The organism is Burkholderia sp. MR1-5-21 (assembly GCF_053427715.1).
The window spans coordinates 35,154-50,744 of the sequence record NZ_JBSAXD010000014.1 but is presented as its reverse complement, the minus strand read 5'-3'; the positions used below and the strand labels follow the sequence as shown (position 1 = coordinate 50,744).

Annotated in this window: 17 protein-coding genes and 2 tRNA genes; 13 read left to right on the top strand and 6 right to left on the bottom strand. The window is 68.6% G+C overall.

Translation table 11 applies throughout. The features are described from left to right. Positions 1 to 64: 64 nt before the first annotated feature. From moaA to ACV229_RS19950, 5 genes are all read left to right on the top strand, one after another. Positions 65 to 1,177 (top strand): GTP 3',8-cyclase MoaA, encoded by a 1,113-nt coding sequence (moaA, locus tag ACV229_RS19970; protein ID WP_448084827.1) that lies wholly within the window; start codon positions 65 to 67, stop codon positions 1,175 to 1,177. Positions 1,178 to 1,189: 12 nt separating this feature from the next. Further along, a complete protein-coding gene (gene mobA, locus ACV229_RS19965) occupies positions 1,190 to 1,807 on the top strand; it encodes a molybdenum cofactor guanylyltransferase MobA (RefSeq protein ID WP_448084826.1) in 618 nt (205 codons plus the stop codon). 124 nt (positions 1,808 to 1,931) lie between these two features. Beyond that, positions 1,932 to 3,230, top strand: a complete 1,299-nt coding sequence (moeA, locus tag ACV229_RS19960; RefSeq protein ID WP_448084825.1) for a molybdopterin molybdotransferase MoeA — start codon at positions 1,932 to 1,934, stop codon at positions 3,228 to 3,230. Positions 3,231 to 3,269: 39 nt separating this feature from the next. Continuing rightward, on the top strand, positions 3,270 to 3,545 hold the full coding sequence (locus tag ACV229_RS19955; protein WP_006476519.1) for a hypothetical protein: 276 nt from the start codon (positions 3,270 to 3,272) through the stop codon (positions 3,543 to 3,545). Then, positions 3,542 to 4,033, top strand: coding sequence for an N-acetyltransferase family protein (locus ACV229_RS19950; RefSeq protein WP_448084824.1), 492 nt, complete (start codon positions 3,542 to 3,544; stop codon positions 4,031 to 4,033). Before ACV229_RS19955 ends, ACV229_RS19950 begins: the two co-directional genes overlap by 4 nt. A 90-nt stretch (positions 4,034 to 4,123) precedes the next feature. Here the strand turns inward: ACV229_RS19950 and rmuC are convergent, their stop codons facing one another. From rmuC to pncB, 5 genes are all read right to left on the bottom strand, one after another. Next, complete coding sequence (rmuC, locus tag ACV229_RS19945; RefSeq protein WP_448084823.1) at positions 4,124 to 5,611, bottom strand: DNA recombination protein RmuC; 1,488 nt, start codon at positions 5,609 to 5,611, stop codon at positions 4,124 to 4,126. Next, the gene (locus ACV229_RS19940; protein ID WP_448084822.1) at positions 5,608 to 6,597 is read right to left on the bottom strand and encodes a 2-hydroxyacid dehydrogenase; all 990 of its coding nucleotides are present in this window, start codon (positions 6,595 to 6,597) and stop codon (positions 5,608 to 5,610) included. The genes rmuC and ACV229_RS19940 overlap by 4 nt, the downstream gene beginning before the upstream one ends. A 79-nt stretch (positions 6,598 to 6,676) precedes the next feature. Next, the gene (locus ACV229_RS19935) at positions 6,677 to 8,107 is read right to left on the bottom strand and encodes a sodium:proton antiporter (protein WP_448084821.1); all 1,431 of its coding nucleotides are present in this window, start codon (positions 8,105 to 8,107) and stop codon (positions 6,677 to 6,679) included. A gap of 45 nt (positions 8,108 to 8,152) precedes the next feature. Next, a complete protein-coding gene (locus ACV229_RS19930) occupies positions 8,153 to 8,815 on the bottom strand; it encodes a LutC/YkgG family protein (protein WP_448084820.1) in 663 nt (220 codons plus the stop codon). Positions 8,816 to 8,903: 88 nt separating this feature from the next. Beyond that, positions 8,904 to 10,103, bottom strand: coding sequence for a nicotinate phosphoribosyltransferase (pncB, locus tag ACV229_RS19925; RefSeq protein WP_448084819.1), 1,200 nt, complete (start codon positions 10,101 to 10,103; stop codon positions 8,904 to 8,906). 294 nt (positions 10,104 to 10,397) lie between these two features. Here pncB and fdxA point away from each other — a divergent pair, with 294 nt between their 5' ends. From fdxA to ACV229_RS19885, 8 genes are all read left to right on the top strand, one after another. Further along, positions 10,398 to 10,721 (top strand): ferredoxin FdxA, encoded by a 324-nt coding sequence (gene fdxA / locus ACV229_RS19920; protein ID WP_042583454.1) that lies wholly within the window; start codon positions 10,398 to 10,400, stop codon positions 10,719 to 10,721. Between the two features lie 99 nt (positions 10,722 to 10,820). Further along, positions 10,821 to 10,896, top strand: a tRNA-Asn gene (locus tag ACV229_RS19915). A gap of 71 nt (positions 10,897 to 10,967) precedes the next feature. Then, positions 10,968 to 11,043 (top strand) — tRNA-Asn (locus ACV229_RS19910). A gap of 125 nt (positions 11,044 to 11,168) precedes the next feature. Continuing rightward, positions 11,169 to 11,654: a CreA family protein gene (locus tag ACV229_RS19905; protein ID WP_448084818.1), complete on the top strand. Its 486-nt coding sequence runs from the start codon at positions 11,169 to 11,171 to the stop codon at positions 11,652 to 11,654. Between the two features lie 56 nt (positions 11,655 to 11,710). Continuing rightward, on the top strand, positions 11,711 to 12,613 hold the full coding sequence (locus ACV229_RS19900; protein WP_448084817.1) for an AraC family transcriptional regulator: 903 nt from the start codon (positions 11,711 to 11,713) through the stop codon (positions 12,611 to 12,613). 239 nt (positions 12,614 to 12,852) lie between these two features. Further along, a complete protein-coding gene (locus ACV229_RS19895; protein ID WP_448084816.1) occupies positions 12,853 to 13,605 on the top strand; it encodes an AzlC family ABC transporter permease in 753 nt (250 codons plus the stop codon). Further along, positions 13,602 to 13,943, top strand: a complete 342-nt coding sequence (locus ACV229_RS19890; protein WP_448084815.1) for an AzlD domain-containing protein — start codon at positions 13,602 to 13,604, stop codon at positions 13,941 to 13,943. Before ACV229_RS19895 ends, ACV229_RS19890 begins: the two co-directional genes overlap by 4 nt. Positions 13,944 to 14,182: 239 nt before the next feature. Beyond that, entirely contained in the window at positions 14,183 to 14,959 is a 777-nt protein-coding gene (locus tag ACV229_RS19885) for a DUF4088 family protein (protein WP_448084814.1), read from the top strand. A gap of 118 nt (positions 14,960 to 15,077) precedes the next feature. Here the strand turns inward: ACV229_RS19885 and ACV229_RS19880 are convergent, their stop codons facing one another. Then, entirely contained in the window at positions 15,078 to 15,509 is a 432-nt protein-coding gene (locus tag ACV229_RS19880; protein WP_448084813.1) for a hypothetical protein, read from the bottom strand. Between the last annotated feature and the right edge of the window lie 82 nt (positions 15,510 to 15,591).

Below are 15,591 nucleotides of genomic sequence, written 5' to 3'. Positions count from 1 at the left end.
TCCGCCCCGGGTCCGGCCGGGCGCTTGCAGCTAGAATAGAGGTCTGGCTCGCACAACTTTCAACATGTCCCGACGCATCATTCCCCTCGCCGACGTCAGCGGCATGCCTGACGTCTCCGGCGCCGCGCACACCCCCGACGGCCTGTTGCGCGACACGCTCGCGCGGCCGCTGCGCGACCTGCGCATCTCGGTGACGGATCGCTGCAATTTCCGCTGCGTGTATTGCATGCCGCGCGCGGTCTTCGACAAGGATTATCAGTTCCTGCCGCACAGCGCGCTGCTCACGCTCGAGGAAATCGAGCGGATCGCGCGGCTGTTCGTCGCACACGGCGTCGAGAAGATCCGGATCACGGGCGGCGAGCCGCTGCTGCGCAAGAATCTCGAATTCCTGATCGAGCGCCTCGCGCGCCTGACGACGCACGACGGCCGCCCGCTCGACCTGACGCTGACGACCAACGGATCGCTGCTCGCCCGCAAGGCGCGCGCGCTGAAGGACGCCGGGCTCACGCGCGTGACGGTCAGCCTCGATGCGCTCGACGATGCGCTGTTCAAGCGCATGAACGACGCCGATTTCGCAAGCGCCGACGTGCTCGACGGGATCTTCGCCGCGCAGGCCGCCGGCCTCGAGCCCGTCAAGGTCAACATGGTCGTGAAGCGGGGCACGAACGACAGCGAAATCCTGCCGATGGCGATGCGCTTCCGCGGCACGGGCGTGATTCTGCGCTTCATCGAGTACATGGACGTCGGCACGTCGAACGGCTGGAACATGACCGAAGTGCTGCCGTCCGCCGCCGTCGTCACGCGCATCGCCGAGCATTTCCCGCTCGTCCCGCTCGACGCCCACACGGCGGCCGAGACCGCGCAGCGCTGGGGCTATGCTGACGGCAGCGGCGAGATCGGCGTGATCTCCAGCGTCACGCAGGCGTTCTGCGGCGAGTGCACGCGGGCGCGCCTGTCGACCGAAGGCAAGCTGTACCTGTGCCTGTTCGCGTCGGCCGGTCACGACCTGCGCGCATTGGTGCGCGGCGGTGCGAGCGACGCCGAGATCGCGACCGCGATCGCACGCATCTGGCAGGCCCGCACCGACCGCTATTCGCAACTGCGCGGCAGCGCGACGCCCGATACGGCCCCCGAAGGTGCCGCCAAACGCGTCGAGATGTCGTACATCGGCGGCTGACCCCGACGCGCGATGCCCGCTTCCGCTCCCCCGACGATCGCCGGCCTGCTGCTTGCAGGCGGACGCGCGACGCGCATGGACGGCGCCGACAAGGGCCTGCAGCTGCTGGACGGCACGCCGCTCGCGCTCCACGTGCTGCGCCGTCTCGCGCCACAGGTCGGCGAGACGCTGATCAGCGCGAACCGCCACCTCGACCGCTACGCCGAACTGGGTGCGCCGTTCGGTGCGCGCGTGGTGGCAGACGCGACGCACGACTTTCCCGGCCCGCTCGCCGGGCTGCTTGCCGGCATGCGCGCCGCGCACGCGCCGCTCGTCGCGTGCGCCCCCTGCGATTCGCCGTTCCTGCCCGACGATCTCGTCGCCCGGCTGCATGCGGCGCTCGTCGAACGGCAAGCGGACATCGCGATGGCCGTCACTGTCGACGCGCGTCAGGAACGCTCGCCCCAGCCGACCTTCGCGCTGCTGCGCACGTCGCTCGCCGGCGATCTCGCGGCACGGCTCGACGCCGGCGACCGCAAGGTTCGTGCGTGGTACGCACGCCACAAGACGGTCGAAGTCGAGTTTCACGACGAGCGTGCGTTTTACAATGCCAACTCTTGGCAGGAACTCGCCGTGCTCGCCCGTCGCTGACGGCACCGGCCCCGTTCCCGCGCGCCGCCCTGCCGCACGCGACACCGCGCTCACCGCCGCTCTCGCCCTGCCGGCCACGAACCCCGGCCACCAACCCGATAAGCCTCGCGGCGCAGTCCGACTCATGACCACGCAACCCTCGCCTGCCTCCCGACCCGCCCCAGACGATCACGCGCCGCTGTCGCTCGCCGACGCACAAGCGCTTGCGTGCCATTGCGCGGCGCCGGTCGACGCATGCGACACGGTGTCGCTGCGCGACGCGCTCGACCGCGTGCTCGCGGCCGACGTGACGGCGCCGTTCGACATCCCGGCGTACGACAACTCGGCGATGGACGGCTATGCGTTCAATGGCGACGACTGCGCGCACGCGCCGCCCGGCGGCGACGTGACGCTCGCGATCGCGGGCACGGCCTTCGCCGGCCGTCCGTTCGACGGCGTCTTGCCCGCGCAGGGCTGCATCCGCATCATGACGGGCGCCCCGCTGCCCGCCGGGTGCGACACGGTGATCCCGCAGGAGCGCGTGGCCGTGCAGGACGGCACGATCCGTTTCGCCGCGCGCGACGTGTCGCGCGGCGCGAACTGCCGCAAGGCCGGCGAGGATCTCGCGCGCAGCGCGTGCGCGCTCGCCGCGGGCCGGATCCTGCGCCCGGCTGACCTCGGGCTGCTTGCGTCGTTCGGCATCGCCGACGTCACCGTCCGCCGCCGCCTGCGCGTCGCCGTGTTCTCGACCGGCGACGAATTGCGTCCGCCCGGTGCGCCGCTCGACCGCGGCATGCTGTACGACAGCAATCGCTGGATGCTGGTCGCGATGCTCGAACGCCTGAATGTCGAACCGGTCGATCTCGGCATCGTCCGCGACGATCCCGCCGCGCTCGAGGCGGCGCTGCGCGACGCGGTCGCCGCGCAGGTCGATGCGGTGATCACGTCGGGCGGCGTGTCGGTCGGCGAAGCGGATTTCACGCGCGACGTGATGGCGCGGCTCGGCGACATCACGTTCGCGAGCCTCGCGCTGCGGCCCGGACGGCCGCTCGCCTGCGGCATGCTGGCCCCGCCGTCCGCCGGCGCGCGCGGAGCGCTGTTCTTCGGCCTGCCCGGCAATCCTGTGGCGTCCGCGGTGACCTTCCACGCAATCGTGCGTCCCGCGCTGCTCGCGATGGCCGGCGCGCAGGTGCCGCCGCCCGCGCTGTATCGCGCGTTCAGCACGCAACCGCTGAAGAAGCGCCCTGGCCGCACCGAATACCTGCGCGGCGTCGCCACGCGCGCCGCCGACGGCAACTGGCACGTCGCGCCGGCCGGCTCGCAGAGTTCCGCGTCGCTGAGCGGCCTCGCCGCCGCCAACTGCTTCATCGTTCTCGGCCATGACGCGGGTGCGGTCGACGCCGGCGCGCCGGTCGACATCCTGCCGTTCGACGGCCAGATCTGAATTCCACTATCGGTATATCTCTACGGGGGCAATCCACACATGAAGAAACAAATTTCGTCGATCGCCGCGGGACAGACCGCCAAGGCGCTGATCCTCGTCTACCTGACGTTCAGCGTGCCGATCGTGCTGCTCGGCATCCTCGTCGCGTACATCCGCTACGGGATGGTCGAGCTGAGCACGATCCTGAGCGCGCTGCTGCTGAACGCAATCCTCGGCTTCGTGCTGCTGTGGATCGCCTGCCACGCGTACAACTGGGTCGCGTCGCGCTTCGGCGGCATCGAGATCGTGCTGTCCGACCCGCCGGAGGAAGCATGAGCAGCCAACCGCTGATCCGCGCGGCCGAAGCCCGCGACGTCGACGCGATCCTCGCGCTGATGCGCGAGCTGGCCGAATTCGAGAAGCTCACGCACCTGTTCGTCGCGACCGACGACGACCTCGCCGATGCGCTGTTCGGCCCGCATCCGGCCGCAGAGGCGCTCGTCGCGGAGCGCGACGGCGCGCTCGTCGGCTATGCGCTGTTCTTCCACAACTATTCGACGTTTCTCGGCCGTCGCGGCCTCTATCTCGAGGATCTCTACGTGCAGCCGTCGCAGCGCGGCACGGGCCTCGGCACCGCGATGCTCCGCCGGCTCGCGGCACTCGCCGTCGAGCGCCGTTGCGCACGCTTCGAATGGTCGGTGCTCGACTGGAACCAGCCCGCGATCGATTTCTACGAAAAGATGGGTGCGACCGTGCTGCCGGAATGGCGCATCGTGCGCGTGACGGGCGACGCGCTGGACGCGCTCGCGTCGGCCGTTCAGTAGTCGTGGCTGCGCGCGGCGTCGCCGCAAAACGAAAACGGGCGCCGACGGCGCCCGTTTTCGTTGCTGCCCGCCCCGCACGGCGAATGCCGGTCAGGCCTCGTCGGTATCCGCGCCTTCCGCCCCGTCGACTCCGTCCGCACCGAGCAGCCCGGCGGCCGTGTCGCCCGGCAGCGCCTCGACCTGCTTGAGCTTGCGGTTCATCACGCGGGTGCGCTGTTCGGCCGCCTCGATCGACCGCGTGACCGTCTCCAGTTGCGACTTCGTGCGCGCGAGCACGTCGCCGAACTTGCCGAATTCCGTCTTCACCGCGCCGAGCACCTGCCAGACCTCGCTCGAACGCTTCTCGATCGCCAGCGTGCGGAATCCCATCTGCAGGCTGTTCAGCAATGCGGTGAGCGTCGTCGGGCCCGCGACCGTCACGCGGTAGTCGCGCTGCAGCAGGTCGGTCAGCCCCGGGCGGCGCAGGATCTCCGCATACAGCCCTTCGGTCGGCAGGAACAGCAGCGCGAAATCGGTCGTGTGCGGCGGCGCCACGTATTTCTCGGCGATCGTGCGCGCTTCCGCCCGCACGCGCATTTCGAGCGCGCGCGCGGCCTCTTCGACCGCGGCCGCATCGGCGCGCTCCTGCGCATCGATCAGCCGCTCGTAGTCCTCGCGAGGGAACTTCGCATCGATCGGCAGCCAGACCGGCGGCGCGTCGCGTGTGCCGGCGTCACGCCCCGGCAGGCGGATTGCGAATTCGACCCGCTCGCTGCTCTTCGGCACCGTCGCGACGTTCTTCGCGTACTGGTCGGGCGTCAGCATCTGTTCGAGCAGTGCTTCGAGCTGGACTTCGCCCCACGTGCCGCGCGTCTTCACGTTGGTCAGCACCTTCTTCAGGTCGCCGACCCCGGCCGCGAGCGTCTGCATCTCGCCGAGCCCGCGATGCACCTGTTCGAGCCGGTCGGACACCAGCTTGAACGACTCGCCGAGCCGCTGCTCGAGCGTCGCGTGCAGCTTCTCGTCGACGGTCCGCCGCATCTCCTCGAGCTTCGCCGCGTTGTTCGTCTCGATTTCCTTCAGGCGCTGTTCGAGCGTCGCGCGCACCTCGCCGATCCGCCGGTCGTTCGCCTCGGTGAGTTGCGTGAGCTGCCGGTTCAGCGTGTCGCCGAACTGCCGAAGCGCCGCGGTCTGCTCTTCGCGCGCCTGCTGCGCCTGGCGCTGCAGGCTGTCGCGCATCGCATCGAACTGCTGCGTGTTGCCGGCAACGAGCTTCGCGAGCTGCTGCGCGAAACCGTCGATCTGGCTGTTCTGTACGGTCGCGACGCTCGTCATCTGCGCGGCGAGCGTCTGCTGCAGCCGCGCGAAACTGCCCGCCAATTCGGTGCGCGAGCCGCGCGAACCCTCGACGATCTCGCCGCGCAACTCGCGCTCGAGCCGCTCGAGCGCGCGCGCCTGCGCCTGCGCGGCGTCTTCGATCTGATCGCCGAGCAGTGCCGTATCGTCGTGACGGCCGCCGCCCCGCACGATCGTGACGATCGCCACCGCCAGCGCGACGGCCAGCACGACGACCGCCGCAAGCAACAACGTCATCGTCATGCGCGCGTCTTCCCGATCACGTCCGGGTTGATCGGATTCGGCGGCCGCCCCGCGCGCGGCCCAACGCCCAGCGCAGCAATCAGGTTGTCGGCCGCGAGGTTCGCCATCGCGCGGCGGGTCTTCTCCGTCGCGCTCGCGATATGCGGCGTCAGCACGACGTTCGGCACCTCGAGCAGCGCCGGATGCACGCTCGGCTCGCCCTCGAACACGTCGAGACCCGCCGCCGCGATTTTCCTGTCTCGCAATGCGGCGGCCAGCGCCGCGTCGTCGACGATCCCGCCGCGCGCGATGTTGGTCAGCGTCGCGGTGGGCTTCATCAGCGCGAGCTCGGCCGCGCCGATCGTGTGGTGGTTTTCCTTCGTATACGGCAGCACGAGCACGACGTGGTCGGCACGCGACAGCAGCGCGTCCTTCGATACGTACTCGGCATTCAGCTCGGCCTCGATCTCCGGCGCGACCCGCGAGCGGTTGTGATAGATCACCTGCATGCCGAAGCCCTTCGCGCGGCGCGCGAGCGCCTGGCCGATGCGGCCCATCCCGATCACGCCGAGCGTCGAGCCGTGGATGTCGGTGCCCAGGAAGCCGTCGTACGCCCACTTCTGCCAGTGGCCGGCGCGCAGCCAGTGCTCGGACTCGGCGATGCGCCGTGCGGCCGCCATCATCAGCGCCCAGCCGAAATCGGCGGTGGACTCGTTCAGCACGTCAGGCGTGTTGGTGCCGAGCACGTTCGCCGCATTGAACGCCGCCATGTCGAAATTGTTGTAGCCGACCGCCATGTTCGACACGACGCGCAGGCGCGGCGCCGCCGCGAGCATGTCCGCGCCGACCGGGTCGCCGGCCGTCAGCGCGCCGTCCTTGTCGGCAAGGCGCGCGGCGAGCGCGTCGGGGGCAAGCGCGTCGCCGTTGTTCCAATCGACTTCGAAATACTGCTCGAGCCGTTCGATCACGTCCGGAAAGATCGGACGCGCGACCAGGATCTTCTGCATCGCCATCTCCGCATGTCGCCGGCGGCCCATCGCGCGCATCGCGCGGCGAGGCGCCCGCTGATTGTTGAAAACCGTCAGCTTACGCCGTGAAGAAGATCCGCGTCGCGAGCAGGAATACGGGCACCAGCACGACGATCGCCCAGCCGAGATACGCGAAGAAGCTCGGCATCTTCACGCCGCGCGATTCGGCGATCGCCTTCACCATGAAGTTCGGCGCATTGCCGATGTAGCTGTTCGCGCCCATGAACACGGCGCCCGCGGAAATCGCGGCGAGCGTCGTCGCGCCTGTCGTCATCAGCGATTGCGCATCGCCGCCCGCGAGGTTGAAGAACACGAGATAGGTCGGCGCGTTGTCGAGGAACGACGACAGCAGGCCCGTCGCCCAGAAGTACATCGCGTCGATCGGCTTGCCGTCCGGCCCGGTGACGAGATGGACGATGTGCGCGAACGCGCCGTCCGCGCCTGCGCGCAGGATCACGATCACCGGCGCGATCGTCACGAAGATGCCCGCGAACAGCTTCGCGACCTCCTCGATCGGCGCCCAGTTGAACGCGTTGCCTTCGCGTGCGGAACGCGGCGTCAGCGCGAGCGAGGCGAGCGTCACGCCGACGAGCGCGACGTCGCGCGCGAGGTTCTGCAGCGCGACGTGCGTGCCCCACACGTCGAACGTGATGCCCGGCTTCCAGATCCCGCTCATCAGCACGAGGCCGACCACCACCGCGAGCAGCACGAAGTTGATCTTGCCGTCGATCGACAGCGCATCGCTGTCGGGCGTCGGATCGAGGACGGCCGGCCGCTCTTCGCCCCCCTTCCGGTAGAAATACGTATCGAGTACGAAAAACACGGCCAGCAGCACCCCACAGATGAACAGCATCGGCAGCGCGAGATGCGTCGTCGTCCAGAAGAAGCTCACGCCGTTCAGGAAGCCGAGGAACAGCGGCGGATCGCCGAGCGGCGACAGCGAGCCGCCCGCGTTCGCGACGAGGAAGATGAAGAAGATCACGACGTGCACGACGTGCTTGCGGTTGTCGTTCGCGCGCAGAAGCGGCCGGATCAGCAGCATCGCCGCGCCGGTCGTGCCCATTACGCTCGCGAGCAGCGTGCCGAGCGCGAGGATCGCGGTGTTGAGCTTCGGCGTGCCGTGCAGGTTGCCGTTCACGCAGATGCCGCCCGCGACCGTGTAAAGCGCGGTGAGCAGCACGATGAACGGGATGTATTCCTCGAGCAGCGCGTGCACGAGCGTGCCGAACGCGGTGCCGGCGCCGAACACCGCGGCGAACGGGACCAGGAACGCGATCCCCCATGCGGCCGCGATCTTGCCGAAATGGTGATGCCAGAACACTGGCGCTGCGAGCGGGAACAGCGCGATGGACAGCAGGACCCCGGCAAACGGGATGCCCCAGAGCGCGGACAACGTGGCGCCGTCAAGCGTCGCGGCCGATGCGAGCGCGGGAACGGCGCCAAGCGTAGCCCCCGACGCCATGCCCGCCCAGGCGGCATGTCGTTTCATGCGGTACTTCCTTGTATGTGAGTTGCGGTGAATGCGGCGGGCGCGTCATGCGCCCCGTACGACGATCACGTGGACGCGGTACGGGCCGTGTGCGCCCAGCACGATGGTTTGCTCGATGTCGCCCGTGCGCGACGGACCGGACACGAAGTTGACCGCACGCGGCAATTCGCCGCGCTCCGCACGGATCAGCGCGAACGCGTCTTCGTGGCCGGCGACGATCCGCGACGCGGGCACGATCGCGATATGCGTCTCCGGCAGCAGGCCGGCCGACGCATACGTATCGGGCCCCGACAGCAGGACCAGCGAGCCGGTTTCCGCCGTCGCGCAGAAGCAGCCGGTCAGGCCGACGAGATCGCCGTCAACCGGCTTGCGGCATTCGACGGCAAGACCTGCGCCAGCCCAGTCGAGATCGGCGAGCGTGCGCCAGGCGATGGCCTGCATCGGCAGACCGTGCGCGGACAGGTAGCGGGCAGCGGCGGCCGGCGCGTCGGCGAGTGCGTCGACTTCTTCGACGGTCGTCGCAAGCTTCGTGGCTTCGTCGACGAATGCGGCGACGAGATCGGCCGGCGCCGGCGGGCGCGGGCCTTGCGGATGACGGGCGAGGTAGTCGGCGACACCTTCGCGCTCCACCGCGTCCGGCTCGGCCGAGCGCCCCTGCGCGGCCCGGATGCGCGCGAGGATCTGGCGACGGGCAGCGGAAGTGTCCATGAACGGTCCTCGTGACGTTGGCGTGCGATACCGTCGGATTATACCGGCCGCCCTCGCCCCGACGCAGTTTCGGCCGAACGGCCGATGGCTACTTCGACGCGTCTTCGTCGACCGGCTGCGCGATGCCGAACACCTGGCGCAGGTAAGCGAGATACGCCTTGTCGTCGCACATGCTCTTGCCCGGCGAATCCGACAGCTTCGCGACCGGCTGCCCGTTGCAGCGGACCATCTTGATGACGATCTGCAGCGGCACGTAGCCGAGGTCGTTGGTCAGGTTGGTGCCGACGCCGAACGCGAGCTTGCAGCGTCCGCGGAACCGTTCGTACAGTTGCATGACCTTCGGGATGTCGAGCGCGTCGGAGAACACGAGCACCTTGGTGCGCGGATCGCAACGGTTGGCCTCGTAATGCCGGATCATCCGTTCGCCCCACTCGAACGGATCGCCCGAGTCGTGGCGCGCGCCGTCGAACAGCTTGCAGAAGTACATGTCGAAGTCGCGCAGGAACGCGTCCATCCCGTAGACGTCCGACAGCGCGATGCCGAGGTCGCCGCGGTATTCCTTCGCCCACATCTCGAAACCGTAGGTCTGCGAGTCGCGCAGCCGCGGGCCGAGCGCCTGGCACGCCTGCAGGTATTCGTGCGCCATCGTGCCGAGCGGCGTGATGCCGTGCTTCATCGCGTAGAGCACGTTGCTCGTGCCCGCGAACTGCGGGCCGAGGCCGTCGCGCAGCGTGAGCGCGACTTCCTCGTGCCAGACCTTCGAGAAGCGCCGGCGCGTGCCGTAGTCGGCGATCTTGCAGTCGGCGAACTCGGGCTTCCCGCCGAGCAGCTTGATCTTCTCGCGCAGCCGCCCGCGGCCCTCGCGGTAGTCGGGCTCGCGCTGCGTGTTGCGGAAATAGACCTCGTTGACGATCGCGAGCACCGGGATCTCGAACAGGATCGTGTGCAGCCACGGCCCCTGGATCTCGATGTCGATCTCGCCGTTGCCCTTCGGCGACGGCTTGATCGAGATGTACTTTTCGTTAAGATGGAAGAGTGCGAGGAAATCGACGAAGTCGCTCTTGATGAAGCGCATCCGCCGCAGGTAGTCGAGTTCGTCGTCGGTGAAGCGCAGCGCGCACAGGCCGCGCACCTCGTCGCGGATCTCGTCGATGTAGGGCACGAGATCGACGCCGGGCGTGCGGCACTTGAAGCGGTACTCGACGCTTGCGGCCGGAAAGTGATGCAGGACGACCTGCATCATCGTGAACTTGTAGAGATCCGTGTCGAGCAGCGAAGTGATGATCATGATGACGGCACCGCCAATATCGGGACCGGCTCCGGCGCACCGCGCGCCGCCCGGCGTGCCGGCCATGTTACCCGAATGCGTGCCGGACCATCGCGAAACCGCGCCGCGGTGTATTGGCCGCCTTGGGCTCGCCGCCCCAGGCGGGCCCGCCTGCGCGGCCCGCCATAAACTAATCACGAAACGGTATAAGCCGGAAAGCCGACCACGCGATGCGGGTTTTGCGCATCAGTTACAATGCCGCTTTTGGCGCAAACGCCACCCCATATATACCGACCGCCAAGCAGGAGCGTTTTAATGACTCACGTTGTGACCGAAGGCTGCATCAAGTGCAAATACACGGATTGCGTGGATGTGTGCCCTGTGGATTGCTTCCGTGAAGGTCCCAACTTTCTCGCGATCGATCCGGACGAGTGCATCGACTGCGCAGTGTGCGTCGCAGAGTGCCCGACCAACGCGATCTACGCGGAAGAAGACGTTCCGGGCGACCAGCAGCAATTCACCGCGCTGAACGCGGAGCTGGCGAAGAACTGGCCGTCGATCACGAAGACGAAGCCGGCGCCGGCCGACGCGGACGAGTGGAAGGACGTGCAGGAGAAACTGCACCTGCTCGAGCGCTGATCGCACGGCGCCCGCCCGGAAAAAATTTTCAGCGGTGTACGTCAAAGGTGTTGACAGACTAACCGACACCCCATAAAATCTCATTTCTCTGCTGTTTGTTCCCCGATAGCTCAGTCGGTAGAGCGCCGGACTGTTAATCCGTAGGTCCCTGGTTCGAGCCCAGGTCGGGGAGCCAAAAAAATGCAAAGGCCCGTTGAAGGTGGACGGGTTTTTTGTTGGTAGACAAACGCAGATGTACCGATTTATTCCCCGATAGCTCAGTCGGTAGAGCGCCGGACTGTTAATCCGTAGGTCCCTGGTTCGAGCCCAGGTCGGGGAGCCAAATAGCGAAAGGCCCGTCATTCGACGGGCCTTTTGTTTTTCCGGCGTTGCACGGCATCCATTGCCGATGGCGCGTCCCGCGCGCGTGCTAGAGTCTCTGTCCCGCAATCGCTTCAGATTCCGCCGATGAAGACCCGCCTTTCCGCCGTCGTGTCGTCCGCCCTCCTCGTCGCAACGTTCGCCGCCGCGCCGCTCGCGCACGCAGAGGAAGTCGGCAGCGTCAACACCAATTTCCGCGTGACGGGCTCCGACCGCGTGGTCGTCGAGGCGTATGACGATCCGCTCGTCCAGGGCGTGACCTGCTATGTGTCGCGCGCGCGCACCGGCGGGATCAAGGGCTCGCTCGGCATCGCCGAAGATCCGAGCGAAGCGTCGATCGCGTGCCGGCAGGTCGCCCCGATCAGCTTCACGGGGCCGCTCAAGCAGCAGACCGACGTGTTCAGCGAGCGAATGTCGTTCATCTTCAAGACGCTGCACGTCGTGCGGGTCGTCGACAAGAAGCGCAACACGCTCGTCTACCTGACCTACAGCGACCGGGTCGTCAGCGGCAGCCCGAAGAACAGCGTGACCGCGGTGCCCGTCCCCGCCGCCACGCCGATCCCCGTCAAGTAAGCGCGCCGGACTCGCGCGGCACTACACTATCGGTTCGCCCGCTCCCGCGCCCGATCATGTCCGCCACCCGCCTTCCGGATTCCGCCCGCTACTGGCGCACGCCGCTGCTGCCGGGCGCGGATCTCGTCACGGCCACCTATCGCGACCACGCGTTCGCGCCGCACTGGCACGACACGTACACGATTCCCGTGATCCTGGAGGGCGCGGAGCGCTTCACGTATCGCGGCAACGGCTTTGTCGCAGAAACAGGCAGCGTGCCCGTGATCAATCCCGGTGAAGTGCATACCGGCTCTCGCGCGGCGGACGAAGGCTGGTGCTATCGCGTCGGCTACGTGCCGGTGGACTTCATCCGGACGCTCGCCAGTGCGATCGCAGGCAGGCCGCAGGATGCGCCGTGGTTTCCGCCCGACGTGATTCGCGATCCCGACCTCGCGGCCCGGCTCGCGCTCGCGCACCGGATGATGGAGGCCGGCAGCGTGAGCGCGGCGAGCGCGAACGAGCACCGACAGCAGGCCAGCGACGATCCGACGCCCGGTGCGCTACGCATCTACGATCCGCTCGCGGCCGAAACCGCGATGCTCGACGCGCTCTCGACATTGATCGTGCGCCACGCCGACACGCATCCGCGGCCGGCGCCGCTCGCGGCCGACGAACCGCGCGTCGAGGCGATGCGCGAGCAGCTCGCCGCCGACCTGACGCGCGCGATGACGCTCGACGAGGTCGCGCGCGCGGCCGGCCTGTCGCCCTTCCACGCCGCACGCCTCTTCACGCGCACGATCGGCATGCCGCCGCATGCGTGGCGCAACCAGTTGCGTCTGCAGCGCGCGCTCGCGCCGCTGCGCGCGGGTGTCGCCGTCGCCGACGTCGCGGCGGACAGCGGCTTCGTCGACCAGAGCCATTTCACCCGGCATTTCAAACGGATGTTCGGCGTGCCGCCGGGACGCTGGCAAACGCGCTGACGCACCGGCGCGCGCCGCCGCCGCGGTCGCCCGGCACGCGCGCATCGGCCCGAAGTCCGGGCATGGCAGGCGGGAAGGCGCAAGAAGAGACAAAAAGGCGGCCGGAAAGCCCATCGCCCGCATCGCGAATCGGGGGTCGCGCACCACGCAGCGCCGCACACGGCAGCACGCGGCAGCGCAAGAACGTACAAGTCGGCAGCGTGCCGCCCCGCTATCCTCCACAGGATGGAGGCGCAATCTTGAACCACTCCCCAACATCACCCCCCCGCCGTCCGCTAAACGAGTGGCTCGACGGCGCACGCGACACGATCCCGATGATGGTCGGCGCGGCGCCGTTCGGCGTGATCTACGGCACGCTCGTCAGCGGCGGCCCGCTCGCCGGCTGGCACGGCGCACTGATGTCGCTGACCGTGTTCGCAGGGTCCGCGCAGTTCATCGCGCTCGGGCTCATCGCGGGCGGCGCGGGCTTCGCGGTCGTGCTCGCGACGACGCTGATCGTCAACCTGCGCCACCTGCTGTACAGCGCGACGCTCGCGCCCTACGTCGCGCACCTGCCGCTGCGCTGGCGCGCGACGCTCGGCGCGCTGATGACCGACGAAGTATTCGCGGTCGCGTATGCGCACTACCGGCACTTCCCGCCGGGCGCGATCGGCCCGCACTACTTCCTCGGCTCGGGAATCGCGATGTACGTGAACTGGCAGATCTGGACGATCGCCGGCCTGTGGTTCGGCGCCGCGTTCCCGGGGCTCCAGTCGCTCGGCCTCGATTTCGCGATGGCGGCGACCTTCATCGCGATCGTGGTGCCGCAGCTCGGCACGCTGCGCTTCTTCGCGGCAGCCGCGACCGCCGGCACGCTCGCCTATTACTGGCAGGGCTGGCCGTACAAGCTCGGCCTGCTCGGCGCGGTGGCAGCCGGGGTCGTCGTCGGCGTCGCGCTCACGCTGCTGCACGACCGCGCGCGCGCCGGCTCGCGTACGGAGGCCGCATCGTGAACTACGCGCTGCTGATCCTCGGAATGGCCGTCATCACGTATGCGATCCGCTCGACGCTGTTCCTGTTCGGCGAACGGCTGACCTTCCCGCCGCTCGTGCGTACCGCCCTCGGCTTCGTGCCCGTCACCGTGCTGACCGCGATCATCGTGCCGATGACCGTGTCGCCGCACGGCGGGACGGCGGAGCTCACATGGCGCAATCCGCAGCTCGTCGGCGCGCTCGCCGCCGTGCTGGTGTCGGCAACGACGCGCCGGCCGCTCGTGACGATCGCCGCCGGGCTCGCGGTGTTCTTCGTCTGGCAGGGCGTCGTGCTGCCGCACGGCTGGCTGCCGGGCTGAACGGCGCGCCCGCCGGCACGTGCATCCGCGGCCGCCTCGTCCGGATGCCGCCTTGCCTGTGTCACCCACTGACCGCGCGGCGCGCGCTTCGGCGCGTCCCGCTCAAGTTTCCCGCCCGTGCGCCGATAAACGGTTGAAGACCCGCCATCAGCCCCGGCGCAGATCGGTTCGTCGACGCTGCGCCCGTACCGGCGCACGCAGTCGGCTCCGGCACCCGCGGGCCGCCATCGAGACGATTCATGGGCCAGATCACCCTTTCCCTCAAGGACGACACGCTCGCGTCCCTGCGCAAGGACTACGACGCCTTCGTGCGCGTGTCGCTGAAACTCGACCCGCAGTTCGCGACGCCGTCGTTCGAGGACTTCCTGCGCGCAAAACTGCTCGACAACATGGTGCCGCTGACCGAGCACGCGGTGCAGCGGATGCTGGAGGGCGGCCAGTATGCATGGGCGAAGCGCACGCTCGACAAGGAATTCCCGGACGTCGTCGCGATCCTGATGCGGCAGGCCGGCGAATTCGGCTTCGGCTTCGCGTCGCGCTCGGAATGGACGCCCGACGAACTCGTGAAGGCATGCCGCGACTGGTCGAAGGCGATCGTCACCGAAGCGCAGGGCGAGGCCAGTCTCGTCGACCCGCTCGCCGCGCAGATCAAGAGCGCGGTCCTCGACATCCAGGTGCTCGAGGAACAGATGCAGACGCCCGCGTGGCGGCTCGCGGAATCGCTGCGGCAACGGATCTACGAAGCGAAGCTCGCGTGCGAGATGAGCATCGGCAGCACCGCGCGCGACAAGCTCGGCGAGTTGCGCGGGCTGTTGCGGCTCGGGCTCGCGCACGGCTCGTTCCAGAAGCAGGAAGCGCAACAGATCATGGAATACCTGCGGCTGCTGAAGCCGGAGATCTTCGTCGAAGAACCGTACGACGTGTTCGCGCGCCTTGCCGCGTGGCTGCGCAGCGTGTTTGCGCCCGCCCAGCCTCGGACCGCACAAGGCAACGCATCGGAGCAGCGCCGGCCGTGATCGCACGCCGGCCGCAATGAAAGACGGCCCGGTCCGCGCGAAGCGAACCGGGCCGCCGGATGGCCGCCGTCACGACGCGCCTTCCGGGGCGACCGTCGTGCCGGCGAACGAACGCCGCTTACTGCGCAGCGCCCTGGGCCGAAGCACCGCCCTGCACGCCAACCGACGCGCCGCCCTGGGCAGCCTCGCCGCCTTCGGCCGCTTCGCCGGCCTTCGCCTTTGCGGCGCCGACATGGCTCTTCGTCGACTTCGCGGCGTGCTTCACGTGCTTCTTCGCCGAATGGACAGCCGACGATGCGGTGTCCTTTGCGTCATCGGCCGCCGAGCCGACCGCGCCGGCTGCACCGTCGACCGCATTGCCGAGGCCGCTGCCCGACGCATTCGCGCCGGCCGCGCCCTGCGCACCTGCGCCGATGCCGGCAGCCGGCGTCTGCACCTGTACGCCGGCACCTGCCGCACCCTGCGCGCCTGCACCCGTCTGCGCGAATGCAGCCGAGGTCGCGAACGCCGTCACTGCGGCACCGATCAGCATCATACGAATCTTGGACATGGCAATCCTCCTCAAGAAGTTGTTGGCGCGGGCCGCATCGGTGCGGTCCGTCGCGTACCCCGCCGCAACACGCGGCAGGTAC

What these genes read in the sequence shown, in the direction of transcription:
- rmuC (WP_448084823.1), bottom strand. Translation starts at nt 5,611, where the DNA reads ATGACGATGACGTTGTTGCTTGCGGCGGTCGTCGTGCTGGCCGTCGCG.
- mobA (WP_448084826.1), top strand. Translation starts at nt 1,190, where the DNA reads ATGCCCGCTTCCGCTCCCCCGACGATCGCCGGCCTGCTGCTTGCAGGC.
- ACV229_RS19930 (WP_448084820.1), bottom strand. Translation starts at nt 8,815, where the DNA reads ATGGACACTTCCGCTGCCCGTCGCCAGATCCTCGCGCGCATCCGGGCC.
- moeA (WP_448084825.1), top strand. Translation starts at nt 1,932, where the DNA reads ATGACCACGCAACCCTCGCCTGCCTCCCGACCCGCCCCAGACGATCAC.
- moaA (WP_448084827.1), top strand. Translation starts at nt 65, where the DNA reads ATGTCCCGACGCATCATTCCCCTCGCCGACGTCAGCGGCATGCCTGAC.
- pncB (WP_448084819.1), bottom strand. Translation starts at nt 10,103, where the DNA reads ATGATCATCACTTCGCTGCTCGACACGGATCTCTACAAGTTCACGATG.
- ACV229_RS19880 (WP_448084813.1), bottom strand. Translation starts at nt 15,509, where the DNA reads ATGTCCAAGATTCGTATGATGCTGATCGGTGCCGCAGTGACGGCGTTC.
- ACV229_RS19905 (WP_448084818.1), top strand. Translation starts at nt 11,169, where the DNA reads ATGAAGACCCGCCTTTCCGCCGTCGTGTCGTCCGCCCTCCTCGTCGCA.
- ACV229_RS19935 (WP_448084821.1), bottom strand. Translation starts at nt 8,107, where the DNA reads ATGAAACGACATGCCGCCTGGGCGGGCATGGCGTCGGGGGCTACGCTT.
- ACV229_RS19885 (WP_448084814.1), top strand. Translation starts at nt 14,183, where the DNA reads ATGGGCCAGATCACCCTTTCCCTCAAGGACGACACGCTCGCGTCCCTG.
- ACV229_RS19900 (WP_448084817.1), top strand. Translation starts at nt 11,711, where the DNA reads ATGTCCGCCACCCGCCTTCCGGATTCCGCCCGCTACTGGCGCACGCCG.
- ACV229_RS19955 (WP_006476519.1), top strand. Translation starts at nt 3,270, where the DNA reads ATGAAGAAACAAATTTCGTCGATCGCCGCGGGACAGACCGCCAAGGCG.
- ACV229_RS19940 (WP_448084822.1), bottom strand. Translation starts at nt 6,597, where the DNA reads ATGCAGAAGATCCTGGTCGCGCGTCCGATCTTTCCGGACGTGATCGAA.
- ACV229_RS19950 (WP_448084824.1), top strand. Translation starts at nt 3,542, where the DNA reads ATGAGCAGCCAACCGCTGATCCGCGCGGCCGAAGCCCGCGACGTCGAC.
- fdxA (WP_042583454.1), top strand. Translation starts at nt 10,398, where the DNA reads ATGACTCACGTTGTGACCGAAGGCTGCATCAAGTGCAAATACACGGAT.